General features: G+C 59.1%; 25 protein-coding genes. 18 read left to right on the forward strand and 7 right to left on the reverse strand.

Features of this window, described 5'->3' with window-relative positions:
* The first annotated feature begins 43 nt into the window (after positions 1 to 43).
* From EI290_RS18830 to EI290_RS18880, 11 genes are all read left to right on the forward strand, one after another.
* A complete protein-coding gene (locus EI290_RS18830) occupies positions 44 to 658 on the forward strand; it encodes a fumarylacetoacetate hydrolase family protein (protein ID WP_125433213.1) in 615 nt (204 codons plus the stop codon).
* A gap of 460 nt (positions 659 to 1,118) precedes the next feature.
* The gene (locus tag EI290_RS18835; protein ID WP_125433214.1) at positions 1,119 to 3,128 is read left to right on the forward strand and encodes a M23 family metallopeptidase; all 2,010 of its coding nucleotides are present in this window, start codon (positions 1,119 to 1,121) and stop codon (positions 3,126 to 3,128) included.
* Between the two features lie 240 nt (positions 3,129 to 3,368).
* Positions 3,369 to 3,866: a DUF6896 domain-containing protein gene (locus EI290_RS18840; RefSeq protein WP_125433215.1), complete on the forward strand. Its 498-nt coding sequence runs from the start codon at positions 3,369 to 3,371 to the stop codon at positions 3,864 to 3,866.
* A 120-nt stretch (positions 3,867 to 3,986) separates the two neighbouring features.
* Entirely contained in the window at positions 3,987 to 4,565 is a 579-nt protein-coding gene (locus EI290_RS18845) for a lipocalin family protein (protein ID WP_125433216.1), read from the forward strand.
* A 162-nt stretch (positions 4,566 to 4,727) separates the two neighbouring features.
* Positions 4,728 to 5,177: a thioredoxin-dependent thiol peroxidase gene (gene bcp / locus EI290_RS18850; protein WP_125433217.1), complete on the forward strand. Its 450-nt coding sequence runs from the start codon at positions 4,728 to 4,730 to the stop codon at positions 5,175 to 5,177.
* A 223-nt stretch (positions 5,178 to 5,400) separates the two neighbouring features.
* Positions 5,401 to 6,303 carry a transketolase gene (locus tag EI290_RS18855; RefSeq protein WP_125433218.1) on the forward strand — a complete coding sequence of 301 codons (903 nt, stop codon included), beginning with the start codon at positions 5,401 to 5,403 and terminating at the stop codon, positions 6,301 to 6,303.
* Between the two features lie 129 nt (positions 6,304 to 6,432).
* Positions 6,433 to 7,827: a vWA domain-containing protein gene (locus tag EI290_RS18860; RefSeq protein WP_125433219.1), complete on the forward strand. Its 1,395-nt coding sequence runs from the start codon at positions 6,433 to 6,435 to the stop codon at positions 7,825 to 7,827.
* 131 nt (positions 7,828 to 7,958) lie between these two features.
* Complete coding sequence (locus tag EI290_RS22615) at positions 7,959 to 8,339, forward strand: hypothetical protein (protein WP_125433220.1); 381 nt, start codon at positions 7,959 to 7,961, stop codon at positions 8,337 to 8,339.
* A gap of 3 nt (positions 8,340 to 8,342) precedes the next feature.
* Positions 8,343 to 9,116, forward strand: coding sequence for a phytanoyl-CoA dioxygenase family protein (locus EI290_RS18870; RefSeq protein ID WP_125433221.1), 774 nt, complete (start codon positions 8,343 to 8,345; stop codon positions 9,114 to 9,116).
* Between the two features lie 53 nt (positions 9,117 to 9,169).
* Entirely contained in the window at positions 9,170 to 9,469 is a 300-nt protein-coding gene (locus tag EI290_RS18875) for a GIY-YIG nuclease family protein (protein WP_125433222.1), read from the forward strand.
* 101 nt (positions 9,470 to 9,570) lie between these two features.
* Positions 9,571 to 10,527, forward strand: a complete 957-nt coding sequence (locus tag EI290_RS18880; RefSeq protein WP_125433223.1) for a transketolase family protein — start codon at positions 9,571 to 9,573, stop codon at positions 10,525 to 10,527.
* A 71-nt stretch (positions 10,528 to 10,598) separates the two neighbouring features.
* Here EI290_RS18880 and EI290_RS18885 read toward each other — a convergent pair whose 3' ends face one another.
* From EI290_RS18885 to EI290_RS18900, 4 genes are all read right to left on the reverse strand, one after another.
* On the reverse strand, positions 10,599 to 11,177 hold the full coding sequence (locus tag EI290_RS18885; RefSeq protein WP_125433224.1) for a hypothetical protein: 579 nt from the start codon (positions 11,175 to 11,177) through the stop codon (positions 10,599 to 10,601).
* A 4-nt stretch (positions 11,178 to 11,181) separates the two neighbouring features.
* The gene (locus EI290_RS18890; RefSeq protein ID WP_125433225.1) at positions 11,182 to 11,481 is read right to left on the reverse strand and encodes a hypothetical protein; all 300 of its coding nucleotides are present in this window, start codon (positions 11,479 to 11,481) and stop codon (positions 11,182 to 11,184) included.
* 429 nt (positions 11,482 to 11,910) lie between these two features.
* Positions 11,911 to 12,552: a zinc ribbon domain-containing protein gene (locus tag EI290_RS18895; protein WP_125433226.1), complete on the reverse strand. Its 642-nt coding sequence runs from the start codon at positions 12,550 to 12,552 to the stop codon at positions 11,911 to 11,913.
* An 84-nt stretch (positions 12,553 to 12,636) separates the two neighbouring features.
* The gene (locus EI290_RS18900; RefSeq protein WP_125433227.1) at positions 12,637 to 13,362 is read right to left on the reverse strand and encodes a hypothetical protein; all 726 of its coding nucleotides are present in this window, start codon (positions 13,360 to 13,362) and stop codon (positions 12,637 to 12,639) included.
* Positions 13,363 to 13,562: 200 nt separating this feature from the next.
* Here EI290_RS18900 and EI290_RS18905 point away from each other — a divergent pair, with 200 nt between their 5' ends.
* The 4 genes from EI290_RS18905 to EI290_RS18920 all read left to right on the forward strand — a co-directional run bounded on the left by EI290_RS18905 (position 13,563) and on the right by EI290_RS18920 (position 16,726).
* Positions 13,563 to 14,108 (forward strand): RNA polymerase sigma factor, encoded by a 546-nt coding sequence (locus tag EI290_RS18905; protein WP_125433228.1) that lies wholly within the window; start codon positions 13,563 to 13,565, stop codon positions 14,106 to 14,108.
* Between the two features lie 152 nt (positions 14,109 to 14,260).
* Positions 14,261 to 14,713 (forward strand): hypothetical protein, encoded by a 453-nt coding sequence (locus tag EI290_RS18910; protein WP_125433229.1) that lies wholly within the window; start codon positions 14,261 to 14,263, stop codon positions 14,711 to 14,713.
* A 36-nt stretch (positions 14,714 to 14,749) separates the two neighbouring features.
* Positions 14,750 to 15,232 carry a hypothetical protein gene (locus EI290_RS18915; RefSeq protein WP_125433230.1) on the forward strand — a complete coding sequence of 161 codons (483 nt, stop codon included), beginning with the start codon at positions 14,750 to 14,752 and terminating at the stop codon, positions 15,230 to 15,232.
* 300 nt (positions 15,233 to 15,532) lie between these two features.
* Positions 15,533 to 16,726 carry an aspartate aminotransferase family protein gene (locus tag EI290_RS18920; protein WP_125433231.1) on the forward strand — a complete coding sequence of 398 codons (1,194 nt, stop codon included), beginning with the start codon at positions 15,533 to 15,535 and terminating at the stop codon, positions 16,724 to 16,726.
* Between the two features lie 83 nt (positions 16,727 to 16,809).
* On the opposite strand, the gene EI290_RS18925 is transcribed toward EI290_RS18920, so the two are convergent.
* Positions 16,810 to 17,241, reverse strand: coding sequence for a tellurite resistance TerB family protein (locus tag EI290_RS18925; protein WP_125433232.1), 432 nt, complete (start codon positions 17,239 to 17,241; stop codon positions 16,810 to 16,812).
* A gap of 275 nt (positions 17,242 to 17,516) precedes the next feature.
* Here EI290_RS18925 and pfkA point away from each other — a divergent pair, with 275 nt between their 5' ends.
* Positions 17,517 to 18,488, forward strand: a complete 972-nt coding sequence (gene pfkA / locus EI290_RS18930; RefSeq protein WP_125433233.1) for a 6-phosphofructokinase — start codon at positions 17,517 to 17,519, stop codon at positions 18,486 to 18,488.
* Positions 18,489 to 18,785: 297 nt separating this feature from the next.
* Positions 18,786 to 19,226: a hypothetical protein gene (locus EI290_RS18935; RefSeq protein ID WP_125433234.1), complete on the forward strand. Its 441-nt coding sequence runs from the start codon at positions 18,786 to 18,788 to the stop codon at positions 19,224 to 19,226.
* Here the strand turns inward: EI290_RS18935 and miaA are convergent.
* Both miaA and EI290_RS18945 read right to left on the reverse strand, forming a co-directional pair.
* Positions 19,210 to 20,118: a tRNA (adenosine(37)-N6)-dimethylallyltransferase MiaA gene (gene miaA / locus EI290_RS18940; RefSeq protein WP_125433235.1), complete on the reverse strand. Its 909-nt coding sequence runs from the start codon at positions 20,116 to 20,118 to the stop codon at positions 19,210 to 19,212. The two genes, EI290_RS18935 and miaA, sit on opposite strands and share 17 nt — an antisense overlap.
* Positions 20,115 to 21,254 (reverse strand): glycosyltransferase, encoded by a 1,140-nt coding sequence (locus EI290_RS18945; protein ID WP_185817074.1) that lies wholly within the window; start codon positions 21,252 to 21,254, stop codon positions 20,115 to 20,117. The genes miaA and EI290_RS18945 overlap by 4 nt, the downstream gene beginning before the upstream one ends.
* 121 nt (positions 21,255 to 21,375) lie before the next feature.
* Here EI290_RS18945 and EI290_RS18950 point away from each other — a divergent pair, with 121 nt between their 5' ends.
* The gene (locus tag EI290_RS18950) at positions 21,376 to 25,458 is read left to right on the forward strand and encodes a PAS domain S-box protein (protein ID WP_125433237.1); all 4,083 of its coding nucleotides are present in this window, start codon (positions 21,376 to 21,378) and stop codon (positions 25,456 to 25,458) included.
* Positions 25,459 to 25,512 lie beyond the last annotated feature (54 nt).

Here is a 25,512-nt window from a genome sequence, read left to right on the forward strand (position 1 = left end):
TCCTGGCGGTTATATCCGCTCCCAATCTCTCAACTTCCTGAGCATGAAAATTCTCTGTATCGGCCGCAACTACGCCGAGCATATTGCTGAACTCCAGAACGAAACACCTGACGCGCCCGTCATCTTCGCCAAACCCGATACGGCCCTGCTTCAGCGCAACCAGCCGTTTTTTCTGCCTGATTTCTCCCAGGATATTCACCACGAGGTGGAGCTGGTGCTGCGCATCTGCAAAAACGGCAAGAACATTGAGGAGAAATTCGCGCCTACTTACTTCGACGCCATCGGGCTGGGCATTGACTTCACGGCCCGCGACCTGCAGAGCCAGCTCAAAAGTAAGGGCCTGCCCTGGGAGCTGGCCAAGGGCTTCGACGGCTCGGCCCCTATTTCCCAAGAGTTTAAACCGGTTTCGGCATTTACCGACCTCCGCAACATCGACTTCCGGCTGGAGGTAAACGGCGAAGTGCGCCAGCGGGGCAACTCCGGGCTGATGCTGCACGATTTCTCGAAAATCATCAGCTATATCTCCCGGTTCATTACCCTGAAAATGGGCGACCTGATCTTCACCGGCACCCCCAGTGGCGTCGGCCCCGTCCGCATCGGCGACCAGCTGGCTGGTTTCATCGGGGAGGAGAAGATGTTTGACCTGGCGGTGAAGTAGGGCAATCAGCCCCTCATTCCGAGTGCAGCGAAGGCGGAGCCGAGAAATCTCGCGTGCTGACGTTGTAGTGGTAACTAAACCCCAGAACGTCATGCCTCATTGGTCGGCCGCTTGTCGAAGCATCCCCCCGTATTGAGCTTGCTGGACTAATTCAATGGTAACCGCTCCGTAGCCCAGGGTTCAAACCCTGGGCTAGTGAAGCAATGTTAGGCAGGCTAGATTCTTCGCAGGCTCGGAATGACAGCTACTTTGGCAACGTCAGCACGCGAGATTCCTCGGCTCCGCTCCGCTGCACTCGGAATGACGTTCTGCTTAGAATAACGTGCTAGTTGCCTGACGTTCCGGCTTTCAACAACCTTCACACTCTTTTTTCCGTCCGGGGAGGCACGAGGGTGCCGGTCCTTGGCGTTGCTGCGGCATCCGTCTGCTTTTCCTTCCTGCTGCTGATTTCCTTTCCTGAATGCCCGATTTCCTTAATACCCGGCCCCGCCGCCTGCTGAGCGTGGCGGTGCCGTTTTTGCTGTTGCTGGGGTTCCAGCCCACTGCCTGCGGGGGGCAGGAACCCGATTCGGCGGAGAAGCCCAAGCCCACCCTGGCTGCGGCCCCGTCCCGCCCTGAAGTGCCCGAGGGCTACTTTCTGTTTCCCATCAAGCCGGGTCAGCAGAACTTCCTGGCCGGCAGCATGGGCGAGCTACGCCCCAACCACTTCCACGGCGGCCTCGATATTAAGACCGACGGCCGGGTGGATTTGCCAGTGCACGCCTCGGCCGACGGCTACATTTCGCGTCTGAAGCAAAGCAGCTACGGCTACGGCAATGTACTGTACATCACCCACCCCAACGGCCTCACCACGGTGTACGGTCACCTCAACCGCTTCAAAGGCCCCGTGGCCGAAGAGCTGCGCCGCCGCCAGTACGAAAAGCAGACCTACGACCTGGAGCTGTTTTTCAAGCCCGAGCAGTTTCCGGTGAAGCGCGGTGAGGTAGTGGCGCTGTCGGGCAATACCGGCGGATCGGCCGGGCCGCACCTGCACTGGGAAGTGCGCACCGCCCAGGATGAGCAGCTGAACCCCTTGCAGTGGGACGGTTTTCCCGAAATTCAGGATCATGTGGCCCCCGTGCTGCTGGCCTTCGGGGTGGAAGCCCTGAGCATCGATGCGCGGGTACAGGGCCGGTTCGGCAAGTCGGTTTTCGTGCCCAAGGCCCCGCCCCTGCCTAACGGTGGCGGCTACGTATGGGCCGATACCATTGCCGCCAACGGCACCGTGGGCCTGCTCATGCAGGGCTTCGACCGGTTCGACCAGGTGTGGAACAAGAACGGCATTCAGAAGGTGGAGGTGCTCGTGAACGGCCAGCCCCACTACCAGCACGTGGTGGATGCCATTCCGTTTCCGGAAGGCTCCCGCCAGATCAACAATCACCTGGATTACGAGTGGCGCGCCACCCAGGGCCGGCAGCTGGAAAAGCTGTTCGTGGACGACGGCAACGACCTGCGCATGTACACCGCCGGCCCCGGCAAGGGCAAGCTGCGCGTGGAGCCGGGCAAGGTATACGCCGTGGAAGTGCGCCTGAGCGACTCCTACGGCAACCTCACGCCCCTGCGCTTTACGCTGCGGGGCGTGGCCGACAGCTACCGCAAAACCCGCTCGGCAGCCGTGAAAACCCCGGCCCTGCGCTTCGATATCAGCCGTAACCTGCTGGTAGCCGTGGCCCAGGACCCCGACACGGCCGCGGTGGGTGGCCCCCTCACGCTGTACCGGGGAGCCCGCCGCCTTACGCTGCGGCCCAGCTACACCGAGAACAGCCAGAACGTATACCTCTACGACCTGCGCGCCGGCCGCCCCGATTCGCTGCAGTTCGGCCGCGTTACCAAGCGGTTCGACCGGCAGGCCCTGATTCCGGCGGGCCGGGAGTTTGGGTTCAGCACGGCTAACCTGGCCCTGGGTTTCGGGCCGAAAACACTGTTCGACACCTTATTTGTGCAAACCAGCTACAAGCAGGGCATCTGGACGGTGCACCACCCCCGCACCCCGCTCTACGAAACCCTGGCCCTCACCCTCAAGCCCGAAACCCCGGCCACCGACCCGCGCCGCACGGCCATTTACAGCGTAACGGCCAAGGGCGGCCGGGCCTACGTGGGCGGCAAGTGGAACGCTGATGCCACGGCCATTACGGCTCCCATCAAGGCCTTTGGGCAATTCAAGCTCCTCACCGATACCATTCCGCCTTCGGCCCGCCTCATCAGCCGCGGCCCCAGCGGCGTGGTATTCAAGGTGGGCGACGACCTTTCGGGCCTGGCCAGCTACAAGCTGGAAGTGAACGGGCAGTTCCGCCTGCTGCGCTTCGAGCACAAGAACGCCACCATCTACTCGGAGCGCGACGACACGCTAGGCCCACCCCTACGCGGCCCCGCCACCCTGCGCCTGATGGACCAGGCCGGTAATGAGAAGGTGATTAATCTGGTGCTGTAAGAACGAGTACCCCGGAGCTGAACTCCGGCTTGCGTGAGAAGGTAATTCCCCTGTTGCGCGGTCCGGAGCCCAGTTCCGGGGTTCTCGTTTTGGTAGCCTTTGCAGACGTGCTGAGGCTGAGCAACACCAGATCTTTGAAATGCCTTCAACTATTGTGTTTCGACAAGGATGCTTTTCGAGATGCGGAAAGTGAAGTCTGTTATAAAATCTGGCCGCTTCTGTACACTCATTACTTCTGTCATGTTTTCAGCCAAGCAGCAAGTCACAGAACTTATCCAAGACTACCAAACAGCTGTTTACAAAGCCGTAGCCTTGCTGAATGCCAAGTCAGAACAAGACTGCGGCTTTCAGCAGCGCGAAGAAAGCCCTGGTTATCGGGCAGGTTATCTGGATGCGCAACAGCGTGTACGGTATGCGTTCCACGGCGCGGGCTGTTTGGTTAACATGTTCGGGGTAGAGGTGGATTTCGATTATGCGAAGGAAGGTGGTTGTACCGGCATTGACCCTTGGTTCCTGATAAATTTTCTCCAAAACAACCCAGCCATACAGGCTAAATACCCGTCGCTGACCAATGACACAAAAGTGACGCAGATCCTGCAGGAACTGGTGAAAGACGGTACACTCGCCCAATATGTACACTCGGCAGATGACTGGCGTTATTATTGGGTAGCTGACATCGGAAACCCCAATCTCCCTGAAGTAGTATTGCGCTGGTCTGAGAAAGATGAGGCTGAGTAGAACTCAGGAGTTCGGTAATTCGCTTATTTTCAGATTTCCCGTTCTGTTTGAACCTCTGCAATTCTCCAAGCCGCCAACAGTGATTCTGCGTAAACAGCGGCTACTTCCAACCTCAACCCTATGCCCAAGAACCTGCTCAAACGCCGCCAGCCCGTACTGCTGGGAGCCGCGGCGGCCGTTATTGCCACCGGCGTGGCCGCGTATGCCTACACCCGCCGCAAAGCTCATCCTGACCTGCCCACCGTGGCCCATGTGGATCTGCACAAGTATGCCGGCCTCTGGTACGAGGTGGCCCGCCTGCCCACCCGCTTCGAGAAGGGCTGCCAGCACGTAACGGCTGAGTACAAGTTGCGGCCCGATGGCAAGGTAAACGTGCGTAACACCTGTCATAAGGAAGGCCTCAACGGCCCCGCCGAAACCGCCACCGCCGTAGCCCGCGCCGTGGATGCCACCAACGCCCGCCTCAAAGTGCAGTTCTTCTGGCCTTTTGAGGGCGACTACTGGATTCTGGACCTCGACCACGCCGACTACCAGTATGCCTTGGTGGGCGAACCGGAGCGCAAAAACCTCTGGATTCTGAGCCGCCAGCCCCACCTGGAGCGTAACCTCCGCGACCGGCTGGTGGCCAAAGGCCGGGAGCTGGGCTTCCCCGTCGAAAACCTGATTTTCACCCCGCAACCCATTGCCGGCAAGCCGTAGGTGTGATAGAGTGAACTGATTATCATCCTGAGCGCAGTGAAGGACCTTGTCACGTTTGCACATAGCACCCAAACGTGACAAGGTTCTTCGCTGCGCTCAGGATGACAGACAAATCGATATGTTACCCCTGTAATCCCCAAAAATCCCTTTTATCTTCGCGGCATGGCAGTACCCCACGCTGGCGAACAGGCCCCGGCCTTCGAAGCCAAAGACCAGAACGGCACCCTCCACCGCCTCCAGGATTACGCGGGCCGCAAAGTGGCCCTCTACTTCTACCCCAAAGACGACACCTCGGGCTGCACGGCCCAGGCCTGCAACCTCCGCGACAATTACGCGCAGCTTCAGGCCGCCGGCGTGCAGGTACTGGGCGTGAGCATCGACTCGGAGAAGTCGCACCAGAAGTTTGCCACCAAGCACGAGCTGCCCTTCCCGCTGCTGGTAGACGAGGATAAAAAGCTGGTGCAGGACTATGGCGTTTGGCAGGAGAAGTCGATGTACGGCCGCAAATACATGGGTACCATGCGCTATACCTTTCTCATTGATGAAAAGGGCCTGATTGAGAAAGTCATTACTAAAGTCGACACCAAGAACCACGCGGCTCAGCTGCTGTAGTTTTCCCACTGAAAGCCTCGCCCCTCCGGCGGGGCTTTTTACTTAGGGCTTTTTCTGTCATCCTGAGCTTGCGAAGGACCTTATTATGTCTGCATCACTTTTAGACAAACCGTTACAGTGTGATAAGGTCCTTCGCTGCGCTCAGGATGACAGAGAGTGCCACAATGGTTACTCTGCCAACTTCCTACCTTTGCCTTACTAACTCCATTCTCAACCCGAACCCATGTCGCAGGACACGTCATTCGCCGCTTCTTCCGAAACCCACACGCCCGAAGCCACCAAATCGGTAGCTGAGCTGAAACAGATTGCCGCCCAGGTGCGGCGCGACATCGTGCGCATGGTACACGCCGTAAATTCGGGTCACCCCGGTGGCTCACTGGGCTGCACCGATCTGCTGGTGGCCCTGTACTTCAAGGTGATGAAGCACACGCCTCAGCCCTTCGATATGGACGGCATCGGGCAGGACCTATTTTTCCTCTCCAACGGTCACATTTCGCCGGTGTTTTACTCGGTACTGGCCCGCTCGGGCTACTTTCCGGTAAGTGAGCTGACTACGTTCCGGAAGCTGAACTCGCGCCTGCAGGGCCACCCCGCCACCCATGAGCACCTGCCCGGCATCCGGGTGGCCTCGGGCTCCCTGGGCCAGGGCCTGAGTGTGGCCGTGGGCGCTGCTCAAGCCAAAAAGATCAACAACGACCCCCAAACCGTATTCGTGCTGATGGGCGACGGTGAGCTGGAGGAAGGCCAGGTGTGGGAAGCGGCCATGTACGCCCCCCACCACAAAGTAGACAATCTGATTGCCTTCGTGGACCGCAACGGTCAGCAGATTGACGGCCCCACGGAGAAAATTGGGGGCCTCGGCGACCTGCGCGCCAAGTTCGAAGCCTTCAACTGGCACGTACTGGAAACCGACGGCAACCAGTTCGAAACCCTGCTTCCTACCATCGAGGAAGCCCAGCGCCTGCTCGGCCAGGGTCAGCCCATCATGGTGCTGATGGACACCCAGATGGGCTTCGGCGTGGACTTCATGATGGGCTCCCACAAGTGGCACGGCGTAGCTCCCAACGACGAGCAGTTGGAAAAAGCCCTGCAGCAGTTGGCCGTTGAAAAAGCCGGCGACTACTAAGCTCCTAAAACCGTCATGCTGAGCCTGCCGAAGCATCTCTACCGCTTCGTTGGATTACTACTGCAATGAAGCGGTAGAGATGCTTCGGCAAGCTCAGCATGACGTTCGTTTCCTGCGGCTATATCCAAAATGCGCCATCTGGTTCTGGTTATGTGTTTGTTTGCGGGGCTGCTGGCCCCCGGGCCTGCGCGTGCCCAGAACGCAGCGCCCACTCAGCCTAAAACCACGCGCATTCTGTTCGTGCTGGATGCTTCCGGCTCGATGCGGGCACCCTGGGAGGGTGAGCAGCGCTGGGACGTAGCCAAGCGGCTGCTGTCGAAAATGGTGGACTCGCTTAACGCCTACCCCCACTTGGAGCTGGCGCTGCGGGCCTACGGGCATCAGCACGAGAACAAGGAGAACAACTGTGAGGATTCGCGGCTGGAAGTGGCTTTTGCGCCCAAGAACGCGGCGGCCATCAAAGCCCGGCTCAAAACAATTGAGCCCAAGGGCAACACGCCGATTACGTACTCTTTGCTGCAGTCGGCCGGAGATTTTCCGGCCGATAAGGCGGCCCGCAACGTGCTCATTCTGATTACCGACGGGCTGGAATCGTGCAAGGGCGACCCGTGCGCTACGGCCCTGGCGCTGCAGCGCAAGCGGGTGTTCCTGAAGCCATTTGTGATTGGCATCGGGGCCGAGCGGGAGTTTGGCAAGCAACTGGAATGCCTGGGCCAGTACTACAACGCAGCCGATGTGAAGACCTTTCGCACCATCCTCAACGATGTAGTGGCCCAGACGCTGGCCAAAACCACCGTGAGCGTAAATCTCACCGATGACGCCGGCCGCCCCGTGGAATCAAACGTGAACCTGACGTTCATGAACAGCGTGACGGAGCTGCCCGAGTACAACTACGTGCACTGGCGCGACGCCCAGGGCAAGCCCGATGTGCTCGACATCGATGCGCTGCAGAGCTACGACCTGGTGATTAACACGGTACCACCGGTGCGGCAGCCCAACCTGCCTATCCGGCCAGGCCGGGCCAACGTGCTCAGCTACAAAACGCCTCAGGGTACGCTGTGGCTACAGAACCCCGCCGCCTCGCCCAACCCCTACGGCACGGTGCAGGCGGTAGTGCGGGCCCAGGGCAACCCGGCCACGGTGGTGGCCCTGCCCTTCGGGGCGCGACAGAAGCTGCTGGCCGGCAATTACGAGGTGGAGCTGCTCACGCTGCCCCGGCAGCTGCGGCGCATCACGGTGAAGCAGAGCCAGGAAACGACCGTAACTTACGAAGCGCCCGGCATCCTCAATATCATATCGGACCTGAAAGGCTACGGCAGCATCTACCGCCTCGGCCAGGACGAGCAGCAGACGTGGGTGTACAACCTGCCCGAAACCAGCAGCAAAGTAAACCTGCCGATGCAGCCCGGGGCCTACCGCCTCGTGTTCCGCACCAAAACCGCCACCGGCAGCCAGTTCACCGATGTGCGCACGTTCACCATCCGCCCCGGCCAAACCACCTCAGTCAGCATTTTTGGACGATGAAAATACCAGGCTTACTGCTGCTTTCTGCCCTGCTAAGCGCTGCCAGTGGGAACAAGCCGCCAGTTACGGTGCGGATAACGTTTCCACCCTCAAAGCAACACATTATCGGGGAGCTGCTGACGGCCCGCCAAATGGGTCTGCTTTCCTCCGGTGGCTGGCAGAAGTCAGGCGTTTATCACCTTTCGGCTGATGCGGTTCCGGCTGATCTGTTCTTTTATCAAGGCCCCGGCAGTGATACACTGTACGTGGGCTCCGTTGCGGCGCAGGATACGGCGGTGCAGCTGCGGCTTCCGCTGGTGCTCCGCAAAAACCTGCTTGGGCATTACGTCTGCCCCAAATGCCATAAGTCGGATAAAACGGTGACTATTGTCAATTCCGAAGCTCCTCTGGTTCGTAGAACTATCACCGGAACTGATACTACCTACTCTAGTATCATTGGCCGGAAACTGTATGAAGGCTGCATCAGTGGCGGAGCAAGAGCACACTGCCAACGCGACAACATTCGGTTTTAAACGATGACTATATCAACAGTATCATTTTCAACTGAAACCGCTACCGCCGCCCACCTCCGCACCGACGGCTATGCTATTCTGCCTAACGTTTTCTCCCCGGAGGAAACGGCCGGTCTGCTGCGCACCATCGAGTCGGCCGAGGCTAGCTCGCCTAATTTCCGACGCAGTCAGGATGTGTTTGCCATTCGGAATTTGCTAAGCGAAGTGCCGCAGCTGTGGGCCCAGTTGCTTACGCCGCGGCTGCGGGCGGTACTGACGGAGCTGTTTCCGGAGCAAATGCCGCATCTGGTGAAGGCCATTTACTTCGACAAGCCGGCCGGCTCCAACTGGCTGGTGGCCTGGCACCAGGATGTGATGGTGGCCGTGGACCGGCGCCTCGACCTGCCCGGCTACGGCCCCTGGTCGGGGAAGAACGGTGAAACCGCCGTGCTGCCTCCCCGCGGAATCCTGGAAAGTATCGTGACCCTGCGCCTGCACCTCGACGACTGTGACGCCACCAACGGGGCGCTGCGCGTAGTGCCCGGCTCCCACCGTCACGGCGTCATTCCGAACGAGCAGCACCCCGACTTCACGCCCCAGGCCGTTACCTGCGCGGTGCCGGCCGGCGGACTCATGCTGATGCAGCCCCTTACCCTGCACGCTTCCCAGCGCAGCACCAGCACCCGGTCCCGCCGCGTAATTCACCTGGAGTTCAGCGCCGCCGAGCTGCCAGCGGGCCTGCAGTGGCAGGAGCGGCGGGAGGTAATTTGTCATCCTGAATGCAGCGCAGCGGAATGAAGGACCTTTCTCTTACACACTCGAAGCCCTAAGTCAATGCGCTAATCCCATCCATGGCAACCCACTGCTACTACGTCTACATCGTCACTAACCCGGCTAAATCAACGGTGTACACGGGCGTGACCAATGACGTTCGGCGCAGAATTCAGGAACACTTTGAAAACCGGGGTAACCCCAGCACATTCGCCGGGCGCTACTTTTGCTATAACCTCGTCTACTATGAATTCTTCGAGCACGTGGACGATGCCATTGCCCGCGAGAAGGAAATCAAAGGCTGGACGCGGGCTAAGAAGAACACACTGATTGCCACCCATAATCCGCAATGGTTGACGCTTAACTATGCGGAACTTTGAGCTTTGTCTCGGCTTGTGAGTAGAACGGAGGAAGGTCCTTCGCGCTGCTCAGGATGACAGAGGTATTTCACCCAACGCAACCCATTTCCCTACCATACTTCATGAAAGACTTTCCCTACACCGAATCGAAGGATACCCGCAGCGGCTTTGGCGCTGGCTTGCAGGAGTTGGGCCGCACCAACCCCAACGTGGTAGCCCTCTGCGCCGACCTCATCGGCTCGCTCAAGATGGATGCCTTCATCAAGGATAACCCTGAGCGGTTTTTCCAGGTGGGTATTGCCGAGGCCAACATGATGGGCCTGGCCGCCGGCCTCACCATTGGTGGTAAGATTCCTTTCACGGGCACTTTCGCCAACTTCAGCACCGGCCGCGTGTACGACCAGATTCGGCAGAGCATTGCCTACTCGGGCAAGAACGTGAAGATCTGCGCCTCGCATGCCGGCCTCACGCTGGGCGAAGACGGCGCTACTCACCAGATTCTGGAGGACATCGGCATGATGAAGATGCTGCCCCACATGACGGTTATCAACCCCTGCGACTACAACCAGACCAAAGCCGCCACCATTGCCATTGCCGACTACGAAGGCCCCGTGTACCTGCGCTTCGGTCGCCCGGTAGTGCCCAACTTCACCCCCGCCGACCAGCCGTTTGAGGTAGGCAAAGGCATCGTGCTGAACGAAGGGGCCGACGTGAGCATCTTCGCCACAGGCCACCTGGTATGGAAGGCCATCCTGGCCGGCAAGCTACTGGCGGAGAAGGGCATCAACGCCGAAATTATCAACATCCACACCATCAAGCCCCTGGATGCGCAGCTGATTCTGGAATCGGCCCGCAAAACGCGCTGCGTGGTAACGGCTGAGGAGCACCAGATGCACGGCGGCCTCGGCGACTCCATCGCCCAGCTGCTGGCCCGCGAGGAACCCCTGCCCCTGGAAATGGTAGCCGTCAACGACTCCTTCGGCGAGTCCGGCACCCCCGACCAGCTGATGGAGAAATACGGCCTCAACGAGCACGCCATTGTGGCCGCCGTGGAGAAGGTGATGAAACGCCGCAAGTAGGTTTTAACGACTTCTCCTAAGTACAACGCCCCGACTACACTTGTTGCAGTCGGGGCGTTGTGTTTACTCATTCAATCGAGCCAAATTTCATCTACTCTACGCATATTCAGATTTTCGGCTTTGTTCATTGGACCATAACTCACAAAGCGAATGCCATTGCCATACCGGAGAATGGTATACCGCTTTTCTGTCTTCTCTCCTCTATCAACACTCCAGCCATAAACGTACGGTATAGTTCTTCTGGTCTGTGTTGTATCTAATGGGCCATATTGGCTTATGACATCCGCAAAGGTGTTTGTTGGCGAAATACCTTTGGAAGTAATTATGGATGCCTTAGATCTAAACTGTATTCCAGTTATTGTCTGCTGATCCTCGGGCTTTTCTGTAGTTTCTATGGCAAATTGAACGCCTGCCTTTTGGTACTCAAGAGTATACCCATAAACGACTTGATACGAACCCGCACTACCCACGCGCCACTTGACGTGAAATTGCCGGATCATTTTCCCTCTCTTATATCCATTACCCATTACTCGCCTGATATCCTTGAAAGTTGACCTACCTATTTGCAATCCTCGGTACAGCGAGTCACCCTGAAGCACCGTTTGGCCGTTAGCTACTGCTGCAACTGCAGTAAACAGCAGGAATAGCATTATTTTATGCATCAAATTCAGCGTAATGAATAATTCGATTTACCTGCTGATCTAATGTGTTATAGTTAGCCATACCTTTTAAATCATCTATCATATCCTGTATGATAAACACCTCTAAAAAGTATTCAAACCCAGGACAGTATTTACTTGCTATTTGATCCGTTTTCCAGTCTCCCTCCTCCTCACCTATCACTACCAGCACTGCCTCTGAATTAGGCAACACCTTACCATTCACCTTTTTGACGAATATAATTGCTGCTTCATGCTGCTCGTCAATAGCGGCAATAACTTCATTTAGCTTCATGCTTGTCTCGCTGATTTATCCTTAAAAATGGGCATGATAGTACGCTAATCGGACATGAATATACCGATACCTACCCGCAATTATTTCAGAACGACCCGCTGCCTATTCAATAGCAGATGTCCCCGCCTGATCCTCCGTGCGGTGGAGTTCCTGGATGTACCGCACCTTGAGCTGGTCGTAAAAGGTGTAGCGGGTGACGAGGTTGAAAATCAGGTTGACCAATAGTGCCGTGAGGATCAGGCGGAAGATGAATTTTAATGACCAGAATGGACGAGATGAACGGGCTGCGGGTGACGTCTATCAAGAAGCCGGCCGCCTTCGGTGCAGCACTTTACCCGCAACTCCTCATTTCAGGAAGGGAGGTATCAGACGGAAAACTGTTGAACGCACCCCTCTCCCTGAGGAGAGGGGCTGGGGGTGAGGTCCCGCTTACTGTTTACTACCGCACTCGGCGCAGAATTTCTGGCCGGGCTTTACCTCGGCGCCACAGTCGCCGCAGAACTTGCCCCGGGGCTGAGCGGCGGCGCTGGGTGTGCCGCAGCTGGGGCAGAACTTCTGGCCGGCCGCCAGCTTGCTCTGGCAGTTGGGGCACTGCGCCAGAGAGGCCGTACCCAGAAAATCGAGGTTTTGGGTGTAATCCTGCTCCCGGGTTTTGGTATGGATTTGCTCCCGAGCAGCCTGGCGCTGCTGGGCAGCCAGCTCCTCGTGCTCATCGGGGGCACAATCTTCGCAGAGGCCGGCGCGGTGGTTCCAGCATACATCGGGGCACACCCAGTGGCCGCAGCGGGTACACTGCTTGAAGTAGGTTTTGCCTTCCTGCACGGCCGTTTCCAGGGCATCGTCGTGGGCCTTGCCCCCAATGGCACGCTGCACGTGGTAGGCCGCCGTGCCAGCATCATAAAAATGCCCACCAAACAGGCTCCCGGCCGCCCGCATCAGCTCCCCGGCAATTCCGATTTTGTTGGGCAAGAAGCGCGACATGTGCCCATTGCGACATTTGTCGCAGTAGAATTTGAACTGGAAGCCTTTGTCGGTGCTGAGGTCGTCGTGGTTGGCGACGAACTGAATCATGTTGCTCATAGCTGCGGCTGGTGGTTGCGGGAGTAGTGGAACGGGGTAAAAGTAGGGTTTCTTGAATATTATGTTGACCCAAGTTTATTTCCACCAAGCCGCCCGCTCCTGCAGTTGGGCGGCTTTGTCGTTCTGATCCCAAGCCTTGCGGTAGGATTGCCAACCGTTTTGCAGGTAAGCATCAGTTGGACTAAACTCTCCCACTCCTTGGTCTAACGGTCCGCTGTTCGGAACACGGTTGTTGCCCCAGTTGCAGCGTTTGGTCCGGCCGGTTTTATAGGACTGCCAAGTACCCACAAACTGGTTATTAGCGTAGCCATCCGAGAAATTTTCCAGGTCATTGTACCATAGCTTACCGGCTTTGTCCTGGTACCACTGCGTGTACACAATCCCCCGAAACACACCATTAGTGGCCTGGCTTTCCGGCTCCCACAACTCATATTCAGCCAGCACAATACCGGCTTTCACGGCATCCGATGGAACATCATCGAGGGTGCGGGGGAGCCGCTTGTTCTCCCGGACATGTACCACTGTAAAGCTTCCCTGAAACGGCGCAACTGTAGCGCGCACTTGTGATTTTCCGGTTACCACGTAGCGGCCGGGTTTCTGCGCATCAGGATGTATCGTGAGTAGCTTCACCCGCAACCGCTGATAGTCGCTGCCAATAAAGCCAAACGTCGTTTCAGGCTCCGAATGCAGCCAGACGCCGGCAAACGACCGGGATGCATAGCGTGCCACCTGCTCTGTTGGCATCAAGTCGGGGCTGGTCAGGATATGGCGGCGGTACTGCTCGCTTTCCGCCGGCAACATCAGTGCGCCACTGATAAGCGTTCCACTAATAATTCTGGATACTGAGCTGAGTATCATAATTAAAAGCAAGGCAAGAAATAAGTGGAAATCAACGCGCTAGTATAAAGATGAATAATTTAACGCCGCAGGTTTTAAACCCTGCCCCACCCGGCTGCTCTAACCTCCTACAACCGCCGCCCTAACCCCGCCCTGCCTGCGCCTTGGAAGACCAGGAGATACTCGCTAAGTTTCGTGACCCCGCCGCCCGCAACGTGGCCTTCAACCAGCTGGTGCGCAAGTACCAAAGCAAGGTGTACTGGCATGTGCGCAAGATGGTGGTGGACCACGACGACGCCGACGACCTGACCCAGGACGTATTCATTAAGGTGTGGAACCACCTGGAGAATTTCCGCCAGGATGCGTCCTTGTTCACCTGGATTTACCGCATTGCTACCAACGAGTGCCTGAGCTTTCTGGGCAGCAAGCGGCGCAAGTTCTTTCTGCCTCTCAACGACGTGGGCGCGGAGCTGACGGCCAAAATCGAAGCCGACGAAAGCCTGGCTGGCGACGAAGTGGAGTTCAAGCTGCAAAAAGCCATCCTGCGCCTCCCCGACAAGCAACGCCTGGTGTTCAACCTGCGCTACTACGACGAGATGCCCTACGAGCAGATGGCCGAAGTAACCGGCACCAGCGTAGGTGCCCTGAAAGCCTCCTACCACCACGCCGCCAAGAAGATTGAGCAATACATCAACAGCATCACAGATTAACGTGGATTTTTGCGCGGATTTCACAGACTATGAACTCGCTTTTTTTCCAACTGCATAAGCACATCCCAATCAGGAATCTGCGAAACCCGCGCAAAAATCCGCGTCAATACATGATGCATTAAACCCAGCGGCCCCGGCCGCCTCTAACCTATATGAACAAGCCTTTTCGTCTGGATGAACACCGCCGCCGGCCCCAGCCGCCGCTGGCCCCGCCCCCGGACCGCTACTTCGAGCAGTTGCCCACGCGCCTGATGCAGCGCGTGCAGACCTCGGCCCCGAGTCCGGCGGCCTGGGGCTGGCTGTCGGCCCTATCGGCGCCGGTGCGCACGGCCCTGGCCTCGGGGGTGGTGCTGGGCGGGTTTGCGGCCTCGTTTCTGCTTAGCCCCCCGGCCACCATCCAGCCCGTGGCCACGGCCTCGCTGGCCCAGGTGTCGCGGGAGGAAATGGTGCAGTACCTGCTGGCCAGCGACCAGCGCGTAACCCTCACTGACCTGGCCGAGCTGCCCGGCGCTGCCCAGAGCGTACCGGCCGGTACGCTGCAAGCCTCGCCCGATGAGCTGCAGGACCTGCTGGACACCCAACCCACCGAAGAAACCTACTTGTAAGCCATCCTTCTACCATCCGTTTTGTTTACTCTCCCCATGAAATACCTCCTTCGTAGTGCGCTGCTGCTGTGGCTGCTGGCGGCGCTGCCGGCCTCCGAGGCGGCGGCCCAGGGTGGCCTGCGTCGACAGGAGCGCCTGAGTCAGCTCGAAAATGCCCGCATTGCCTACCTCACCGAGCAAGTAGCCCTCACCCCCGAGCAGGCCCAAAAGTTTTGGCCGCTCTACAACGAATTCACGGCCAAGCGCCGGGAGCTGAACCGCCGCCTCCGCCAGCTGCGCCCTGTCAACACCGATGGCCTCAGCGACCAGCAGATACGGGACGGGCTGGCCCAGTCGTTTGCGCTGCGGCAGCAGGAAATAACCTTGGAAAAAGAGTATTTCGAGCGGTTCCAGCGCGTTATCAGTGTGCGGCAGGTGGGCCGGCTGGCTTTAGCCGAGCGACAGTTTACCAAAGAAGTGCTCAAGCGCGTAGCCGGCCGCCCCGGTATGCCCGCCGCGGCCGATGGTTTAGATGATTAGATAATCAACTGTCACCCCGAGCGGAGCGAGGAATTTGGGTGTATTGTTTTGTCGAAAGGCCGTCATGCTGAGCTTGTCGAAGCATCTCTACCGCTTCGTTGAACGACCCTAACGAAGCGGTAGAGATGCTTCGACAAGCTCAGCATGACGTTCTGATTGGTTCTACTAAACAGCTTCGTAGCAACGATTCACCCAGATTCCTCTCGCCGCTTGATGCGCGGAATGTTGGAATGACAAGCGGCGCAGTGCCACGGCTCCCAAACCGTGGCACTGCGCCGTTTTGAGGCGTACCTTTGCCGGATGCTTACCCCCCGTCAGCTTTTCCTGCGTCACCAGGCCCAAACCTCCGATTTTCCGCTGCTGCTGGAAATTGAGCGGGCCGAGGGCGTGTATATGTACGGCCCCAAAGGCCAGCGCTACCTCGATCTGATTTCGGGCATCGGCGTGAGCAACGTGGGCCACCGCCACCCTCGCGTGCTGCAAGCTATTCAGGACCAGCTGGATAAATACCTGCACCTGATGGTGTACGGGGAAGTGGTGCAGGCCCCGCCCGCCCGCCTGGCCCAGGCCCTCACGGCCACCCTACCCGCCCACCTCGACAATGTGTATTTCACCAACTCGGGCACCGAGGCCGTGGAGGGCGCCCTCAAGCTGGCCAAGCGCCACACCGGCCGCCGCAAGCTGCTCAGTTGCTACAACGCCTACCACGGCTCCACCCACGGGGCCCTCAGCATCACGGGGTCCGAAGGCTTTAAGAATGCCTTTCGGCCCCTGCTGCCCGACGTGCAGCACCTGCGCCACAACCACTTCCCGGACCTGGCTCTTATTGACGAGCACACAGCGGCCGTGGTTATCGAAACGGTGCAGGGCGAGGCTGGCGTGCGGCTGCCCGCGCCCGGCTACCTGCCCGCCCTGCGCCAGCGCTGCACTGAGGTGGGAGCTTTGCTGATTCTGGACGAAATTCAGTCGGGGTTCGGGCGGACGGGCACGTTCTGGGCCTTCCAGCAGTTCGGCATCGAGCCCGATATTCTGCTCACGGCCAAGGGCATGGGCGGCGGGATGCCTATCGGGGCCTTCATTGCTCCCCAGCATATCATGGCCGGCTTCAAAACCGACCCGATTCTGGGCCATTGCACCACGTTTGGCGGCCACCCGGTGTCGTCCGCGGCGGCGCTGGCTACGTTGCTGGTTATTCAGGAGGAGAACCTGCTGGCGGACGTGGCCGACAAAGCGGCCCGTTTCCGGCAGCAGCTCCGGCACCCCGCCATTCGGGAAGTGCGCAACTGCGGCCTGCTGATGGCCGTGGAGTTCGACTCGTTCGAGGTGCTCAAGCCCATCATCGACCAAGCCCTCTGGCAGGAGCACATCCTCACCGACTGGTTTCTGTTCTGCGACAACTCCCTACGCATTGCCCCACCCCTCACCATTACCTCTGAGCAGATTGACGAAGCCTGCGCAGGGCTGCTGCGGGCGGTTTCGGCAATGAAAAATTGAGAATGAAAAATTAAAAATGGGCCGTTCAAATATCTCTTTCGGGATGCTTGAACGGCCCATTTTTAATTTTTCATTCTCAATTTTTAATTGCTATTCAACAAAGCCAGCGCGTCATCTTTTATCTGCTCCCGCTCCATACCGTCCTTCACGCACTGCGAAATATGACGGACTAGGCGGCTGACCACCTCCTGGCGGAAGCCGAGCTTTTCGGCCATGTCCATGCAGAAGCTGATTTCAGTGTCATCCACGATGCCGTCGGCCAGCATCATGTCTACCAGGTCGAAAATCTGGTCGAACCGCTCCGAATCGTTGTCGGGGATGATGAGGTGGATGTTGCTGCTGTTGCCCACGATGGAGCGGACTTCATCGGCCCGGAGGCCGCCCTTTTTGCCCACGGCCGCAATAAAGCTCATTTCCCGCTCATCAATGTGGCCGTCGGCTTTGGCCAGGGCCACCAGGTTCATCAGGTGGCTTTTCACTTTACGGGTTTGCTCGTTTTCAAAGAAACCAAACATACGGGCAGCTAGGTTGAGGATGGTGGGAAGTGGGGGCGGGCAGGAACAAAAAAGTACGGCCCCTGGCGGGGCCGCGGCACTACACAGGGAAGATACTCAGAGCCGGGCATTTCTCCAATACGCTGCATACGTATTCAGCCTGAAAACAGTCATTTATCGGGGTTAATTTATATTTCACGGCGTTGGCGCTTACCTTTCCCGCGGGATTTGCCACCTTTGCCCGGCCTGGCTCCGGCCAGGCTTTTGTTTGAGTACGGAAGAGTAGTTTAGAATAGATGAAACGCATTGCAGTTTTCACCAGTGGGGGCGACGCGCCCGGCATGAATGCGGCCATCCGAGCGGTGGTTCGCACGGCCGTGTACCACGGCATCGAAGTGTACGGTATCATGCGCGGCTACAGCGGCATGATCAAAGGCGAGTTTGTGAAGCTGGATTCGGCCTCGGTGGCCAACACCATTCAGAAAGGCGGTACCATCCTCAAGTCGGCCCGCTCCCAGAAGTTCATGACCAAGGAAGGCCGGCAGCAGGCTTTCGACCAACTCGTAAACCACGGTATTGATGGGCTGGTGGCCATTGGCGGCAACGGTACCTTTACCGGGGCCATGCTGTTTGAGCAGGAGTTTGGCATTCCAACGGTAGGTGCCCCCGGCACCATCGACAACGACCTGTACGGCACCGACTACACCATCGGCTACGATACGGCCGTGAATACCGCCCTGGAAGCCATTGATAAAATCCGGGATACGGCCGACTCCCACGACCGGTGCTTCTTCGTGGAGGTAATGGGCCGCGACTCGGGCTACATTGCTATTCCCTGCGCCATTGGGGGCGGGGCCGAAATTGTGATGATTCCGGAAACCCAGATGTCGACGGAAGCAGTGGTGGAAAACCTGAAAACCAGCTGGCAACGCTCCAAAACCTCGTTTCTGGTAGTGGTAGCCGAGGGTGAAGAGGAGGGCAATGCCCACCACGTAGCCCAGCGCGTAAAGGAAGCCATTCCGGAACTGGACACCCGCGTGACCATCATCGGCCACATTCAGCGCGGGGGCTCCCCTTCCGCCGCCGACCGGATGCTGGCCTCGCAGATTGGCATTGCCGCCGTGGAAGGCCTGCTCAACGGGATGCGCAACGTAATGGCGGGCATTGTGGACCGCAAGCTGGTGTACACGCCCTTCACCGATACCATTCACAAGAAAAAGCTCATCAACCAGAGCTTTATGCGAATGGTAGAAATCCTGAGCGTGTAGCGGCTTTTTCTTACTAGCAGCAGCAACAACAACTATTTTGCAAAATTCCCTATCAGAATTTGGTTTCTGGTAGGGAATTTGTGTTTAAGATTATCCGAATTAGTTCCTTGTTCACTACTTATTTTTTCAGCAGTATGCAGTACACGTATCCTCTACTCGTAGCCAGCGCACTGGTTGCGCATTCAGCCAAGGCCCAGCAACCTGCCCCGCCGGTAGCGGCACGGCAACACGTGGTGCGGGTTGGCATTGGCAGAAGCCTTAATGGCTCAGGAGACTATTGGATTACCAAAGCCCACCTTGAATACGCTCCCCAGCCAGCTGGGGCGCCACGCCCGCCTGAGTTCCCGGGTGGCCCTTATCACCGGCTCTCAGCCCTATGACTTCGGGGCCGGCTACACAATTCCGCAGTCGTACCGGGCCGTAAATCTGGAGCAGGAGCTGCACTGGCTGCCGTTTGGGGCCAACCGTACGGTGGAGTTTGGCGTGGGTGGCGGAGGCTTTGTGGGGTATGCAGCCCAGCACGGGTGGTTGTCGGCGGGCTTCAATAGCCAGCAGCAGTTTGAGTACGAACCCCACCGGGAGCGAGGGCTGCACGTAGGGTACATCATATCTATATACGCCGACGCGGCCCTGAACCCGGCCCGCACCTGGCGGCTAGGGGGCCGCCTGGCCTTGCAGAACGATACGCGGGCCACTATTCTGCCGGGGGCGCAGGTGCAGCTTAGCCGGGTATGGTAAGCTCTTTGGGGTGCAGCCACTGGTACTCCGCGTCGCGGCGGAGCCAGGTGAGCTGGCGCTTGGCGTAGTGCCGGGAGTTGCGCTTGAGCAGGCGCACCGCCTCGGCATAGTCGTAATGGCCCTCGAAGTAATCGAACAGTTCCTTGTACCCCACGGTCTGGAGGGCATTGTGGTGGCGGTAGAGGTACAGGGCGCGGGCCTCTGCCTCCAAGCCTTCGGCCAGCATCTGGTCCATGCGCTGGTCGATGCGCTGGTACAGCTCCTCCCGCTCCCGGTTGAGGGCAATTTTGACGGTCCGGAATGGCCGGTCGGGGGCCGCGCGGCCGTGAAACGAGCTGAACGGCTGGCCCGTACCCCGGCTTATTTCCAGGGCCCGCACCACGCGCTGGTGGTTTTGCCTATCGATGCGCTGGTAAGTGACCGGGTCGAGGCGGGCCAGCTCCTGCACCAACGGCTCCAGACCGGTAGCTTCCAATTCAGCCTTAATTTGCTGACGCACGGCGGGGTCTACGGCGGGCAGGGCATCGAAACCTTCGGTAACGGCCTGCAAATACAGCCCCGAGCCGCCGGTAAGAATGACCACCCGGTGCTGCTGAAACAGCTCGTGTAGCAGCGCCAGGGCGTCCTGCTCGAAGCGGCCGGCGTTGTACTCCTCCGTTATGCTGTGCGAGTTGATGAAGTGGTGGGGCACGCCTTGCATTTCCTCGGAGGTAGGCTTGGCCGTGCCAATGGTCAGCTCCCGGAAGAACTGCCGGGAGTCGGCCGATACGATTTCGGTGCCCAGTTGCCGGGCCAGCTGCACGCACAGGGCCGTTTTGCCCACGGCCGTTGGCCCACTGATGACCAGCAGGGTGGGCCCGGTGGCCGCGGCCAGTTCAGTCAGCAGATTCATGAGGCAGAAGGTAGGGAGTGAGAAAGAAGCCGCGCATACAGGGCCAACAGGTGCTGCTCCTCGTGCTGCCAGTTCAGCGTCTGCCGGGCGCGGCGGCAGTTTTCGGCCAGCCGTTGGTAGTGCGCGGCATCCCCGACCTCCGGCAGCAGGTGGTTGAGAGCGGCGGCCAGCGTGGTCGGCTCCAGGTCCGGAATCAGGTCAGCTACTTGGTACTGTGCATTCAGAGCCCGGTACTCCGGGAAGTCGATAACCACCTGGGGCACGCCGGCGTGCAGGTAGTCGAAGAATTTGTTGGCCAGGGAGTAATAGTAGCTCAGGCCCTGGTTTTCGAGCAGCAGCACGCCCACCGTGGCTTGCCGCGTGAGCTCCCGCAGCTCGGCCGGCAACACGTACCCCCGAAACTCCACCTGCCCGCTGTCCAGCAGCCCCAGCCGCCGGGCCTGGGCGCGCAGCTCCGCCGACAAGTCGCCCTCCCCGCAGATAACCAGCCGGCCCCGCACCTGGGGCATAGCCTCCAGCAGCGGCTCCAGCCCCCGACCGGCATTGAGGGCGCCCTGGTACAGAATGACGGGAGCGGAAGTCGGTGACGCTGGAGCCCCGGCCGCCGGCTCTACCAGCCGGCTGATGTTGCGGACGACGGCAAACGGCCGGCCGTGGCGCCGCTCGAACAGCTGCGCCAGCGCCGGCCCCACGGTATAAGCCAGGGTGGCCCGGGGCACGATAAAGTTTTCGATGGCCCGCCAGAGGCGCTGCACCCGGGGCCGGGCCACCACCTCCGGCACCTCCGTAAACAGCTCGTGGGCATCATATATAAACGGCTGGCCACCCAGCCGGGCCCGCAGCCACACGGGCAGGGCCGTATCCAGGTCGATGGCGCACCAGGCGGTGGCGCGCTGGCCCAGCAGGTACAGCAGCAGGCGCAGGTTGTACTCCACGTAAAACAGCTTGCCCCGCCCAAACCAGCAGCGCAGCCGGTGCTGCCGGTACGGCTGGGGAGTGAGCGGGCGAGAGGCGGGCCACTGCCGCCCCACCAGCAGCACTGCGTAGCCCGCATGGGCCAGTGAGCCGCAGATGCGCTGCATCCGCTGGTCGTAGTTCAGGTCGGTGGTAACGGTAAAAACCAGGGATGCAGGCACAGAAGCAAAACAGGTTCCCGCGGCGGGAAAAGCGGTAGTTTCAGGAATTGTCGCAAATTTAAGAACTTCATCCGGGGCCCGCCCTTCCAGGCCCATCTTCTCCCGCGCATCCCTCCTGTCCATGTCCATCCTGTCGAATATGCCGGCCGCCGCTCCCTCGCACGGCTCCAGCCTGGCCCCCGAGGTATACCGGGCCTTGTTTGAGGAGTCCTTCGACGGCCTGCTGCTGTACGATGCCACCGGTACCTTACTCGACTGCAACCAGCGGGCCGTGGCCTACCTGGGCACTACCCGGCCCATGCTACTGGGTACCGGCCTGATGGCATTTGCCCTGATTCCGGAACCCTCCTCCCCTATTCAGCTAACATCGGAGCTGCACCTGCGCGAGCAGATTCTGGCCTGCAGCCGCACCGGAGAAGCTGCCTCGTTCCGGTGGAGCGGGCACCGCTCCGATGGGTTGGGCCTGGAAGCCTGGGCCACGCTTAACCGTATTGGCACCGGCGACACTACCCTGGTGCTGGTGAGCCTGCGCGACATTGTGCAGTACGTACACTCCCCCCTGCCCGCGGAAGCCGACAAACCCAGTACCCTGGATGCTCCTCTCAGCCATTTTTCGCGGGGACAATTTCGCGACGTGCTCAGCCGGGCGGGCATGTGCTACCTGCTGCTGGATAAAGAGGCCCGCATTCAGGATGTAAATGAGTATTTCTGCGAGGTGACGGGCCGGCCGGCAGCCACTCTTATCGGGCGCGAGTATTTTACGCTGTTTGCTCCCCAGGCCGAGCAGGCCCCGCGCCGCTTTGCGTTTCAGCGGGCCATTGAGCAGGAGCAGCTCCAGGACTTTTTTGAACGCTCGTTGCTCACGATATCCGGGCAGGGACGCACGTTTTTCTGGCACTCCGAGTTTGAGCGCGACGACCAGGGCACCATCAACGGCATTCTGTTCGTGGGGCGCGACATTACCGACAAGCAGGTGGCCGTGCGCGCCCTCACCGACAACCGCAACCGCCTGCAGGACTTCCTCGACAACGCCCACGACCTGATTCAGAACCTGAGCATCGATAACCGCTTCCTGTTCGTGAATAAGGCCTGGAAGGAGAAGCTGGGCTACGAAGATGCCGACCTGCCCCACCTCACCCTCTCCGATATTGTGCACCCCTACTACAAGGCCAAGCTGCTGTATCAGCTGCGCAACCTGTACAAGGGCGAGAAGGTGAACAAGCTGGAAACGGTATTCCTGACCAAATCGGGCAAGCCGGTGCACCTCATTGGGTCCATCAGCTGCTCCTGGCAGGACAACGAGCCGGTAAGCACCCGCGCCATTCTGCACGACATTACGGACCGTATCAAGGCCGAGCGGTTGCAAAAGGTATACTACAGCATTGCCAACCTGGCCATCAGCTCCAAGGATTTGCACTCCCTGTACGGGGCCATTCACCGGGAGCTGAGCAAGATCATCGAAACCAACAACTTCTACATTGCCCTCTGCGACGAGGCCCGCACCCAGCTGCAGTTTGCCTACTTCGTTGATCAGAACGCCCAGGGCGACCAGAGCATGATGGCGCGGCCGTTTTCCTCGGGGGTATCGGAGTACATCATCCGGACGGGGCGGCCGCAGTACCTGCTGCGCGAGGAGCTGCAGGAGCTGATTGCCAACGGCACCATTACGGCCTATGGGCTGATGCCGGAGGTGATGCTCTGCTCCCCGCTCAGTATCGGGGAGCGGATAATTGGGGTAATTGCGGTGCAGGACTACCAGAAGGCCGATGCCTACGCGCCCACTGATATTGAGATTCTGCACTTCATTTCCAACCAAGTGGCCCTGGCCATTGAGCGCAAGCGCAACGAGGTACAGATTCAGAAGCAGAACGCCCGCCTTAACGCCATTTTCGAGAGTGGCTCCCACCTGATGTGGTCGGTGGATACCCACTCCCGTCTCTCGTCATTCAACCGCAACTACGCCGCCTACTTCCTGCGCCGCAACGGGGTGTACCCGGCCCTGAACGTGAACCTCTGGCAAGCCGATGTGGCCCTGATGGAGGAAGATGCCCGCGAGGCCTTCATCGACAATTACCGCAAGGCCTTTCAGGGCCATCCGCAGCGGTTCGAGGTGCGCCTGCGCGACGCCCGGGGCCTGGACAGCTGGCGGGAAATTTACCTCAACCCCATTTACCTGGACGACGGCTCCTTCGAGGAAATTTCGGGCATTGCCCACGACATCACCGACAAAAAACGGAGCCAGCTGGAACTGGCCGCCCAGGAAGAGAAGTTCCGGGCCATTTTTGAGTCGTTTCAGGATGTGTACTACCGCACCGATGGGCACGGCATGATTACCCTGCTCAGTCCTTCGGTGTACGATATGCTGGGCTATACCCCTGAGGAGGCACTGGGTAACTACATCGGCAACTATTATATGTACCCCCTGCAGCGGGCCACCCTGCTGGAAGAGGTGCGGCTACACGGAGAGGCGCGCAACTTTGAAATTGCCATGCGGCACAAGGATGGACACTCGGTGAGCGTGCTGGTAAACGCCCGCCGCGTAACCGATGAGGCCGGCAGTGGCACCGAGGGCATTGCCCGCGACATTACGGGCCTGAAGCAGATGCAGGATGATTTGCGCCGGGCGAAGGAAGCGGCCGAGCTGGCTCTGGAAGCGAAAACGCTGTTTCTGGCCAATATGAGCCACGAGCTTCGCACGCCCATGAATGGCATCATCGGCATGATTGACCTGCTGCACCAGACGGTGGCCTCCGAGGAGCAGGAAGAATACGTGGATACGCTGCGCAAGTCGTCGGATGCCCTAATGGCCATTCTGAACGATATCCTGGACCTGTCCAAGATTCAGGCGGGCAAGCTGCAGCTCAACGAGTCGGGCATCGACCTGCATTACACCCTGGACAAGATTCACTCCCTGTTTGCCAACCGAGCCAATCAAAAGCACCTCACCTTTACCTACCACATTGCCCCCCACACACCACGCTTCATCATTACGGACGAAACCCGCCTGCTCCAGATCCTGAGCAACCTCACCTCCAACGCCATCAAGTTCACGGCTCAGGGTACCGTGAGCATCGTGGTATCCTCCACCGTTACCGATGGAGAGGAGCACGTATTGCGGTTTGCCGTACAAGATTCTGGCATTGGCATCTCCGAGGACAACGAGAAACTACTGTTTACCAACTTCACCCAGCTCGACACTACGCCTACCAAAGCCTTTGGTGGTACCGGCCTGGGCTTGGCCATCAGTAAGCAGCTGGCCGAGTTGCTGGGGGGCGAAATCGGGGTGTACTCCAACGTGGGCGAAGGCTCGACGTTCTGGTTCACGATGCGCTGCCGGGTGGCCCTGAACGAGGAGGAGATTGTGCAGGAACGGCTGCTGGCCCGGGAGCGGCCCCAGGAGGTGGTTCGCTTCGAAACGGCTCCCAAAGTGCTGCTCGTGGATGATAATCCCATCAACCAGAAGGTGGCTACCCGCCTGCTCGACAAGCTGGGCTGCGACATTGTGGTGGCCTCGGATGGGTTTGAGGCCATTAGCCGGGCCACGGCCCCGGGCGCCCAGTACAACCTGATTTTCATGGACATCCAGATGCCGGAAATGGACGGGGTGACGGCCATGAAGGAAATCCGCCAGCGCCTGGGCACCGCCTGCCCGCCTATTGTGGCCATGACGGCCTACTCCATGAAGGAGGATGCGGAGCGGTTTGTGCAGCAGGGCATGGACGACTACGTTTCCAAGCCCGTGAAAAGCCAGGACCTGTACACCGTGCTGCGCCGCTGGACCGACGGCCCCCCCCTGGCCGACTCCCTGAAAGCCACGGCTAACGTCCCGCTCCCCGAGCCGGAAGTCGCCCCGGCCCCGGCCGACTGCATCGACCTGGATGTGGTGGAGCAGCTGCGCCAACTAGGTGGCGGCGAGTTTGCAGCTCAGCTCTACGCCGACTTTGAGCAGGAGGCCGGGCAGGTACTGGCCGAAGCTGCCGAATTGGTAGCCGCTGGGCAGTACGAGCAGATTTTACCACATTTGCACCAGCTGAAAGGCACTGGATTCACGCTGGGTATCCAGGATATGGCGGAAAGTGCGAAACAACTGGAACATGAGTTGAAAAATGGCCGTACGGAGAATACCGTCGAAGAATTTCAACAATTGCTTGGTTTTTTTGCACAATTTAAGGCAGCTTACCCCACGCTTACCCAGGCACCCTAGCTGCTCTTTTCCTCTGCTTCAGGCTTTTACTGCTCACCTCTCTCCCTCAACCCT

Origin of the sequence: Hymenobacter metallilatus, assembly GCF_003944705.1 — a bacterium.
GTDB lineage: Bacteria > Bacteroidota > Bacteroidia > Cytophagales > Hymenobacteraceae > Hymenobacter > Hymenobacter metallilatus.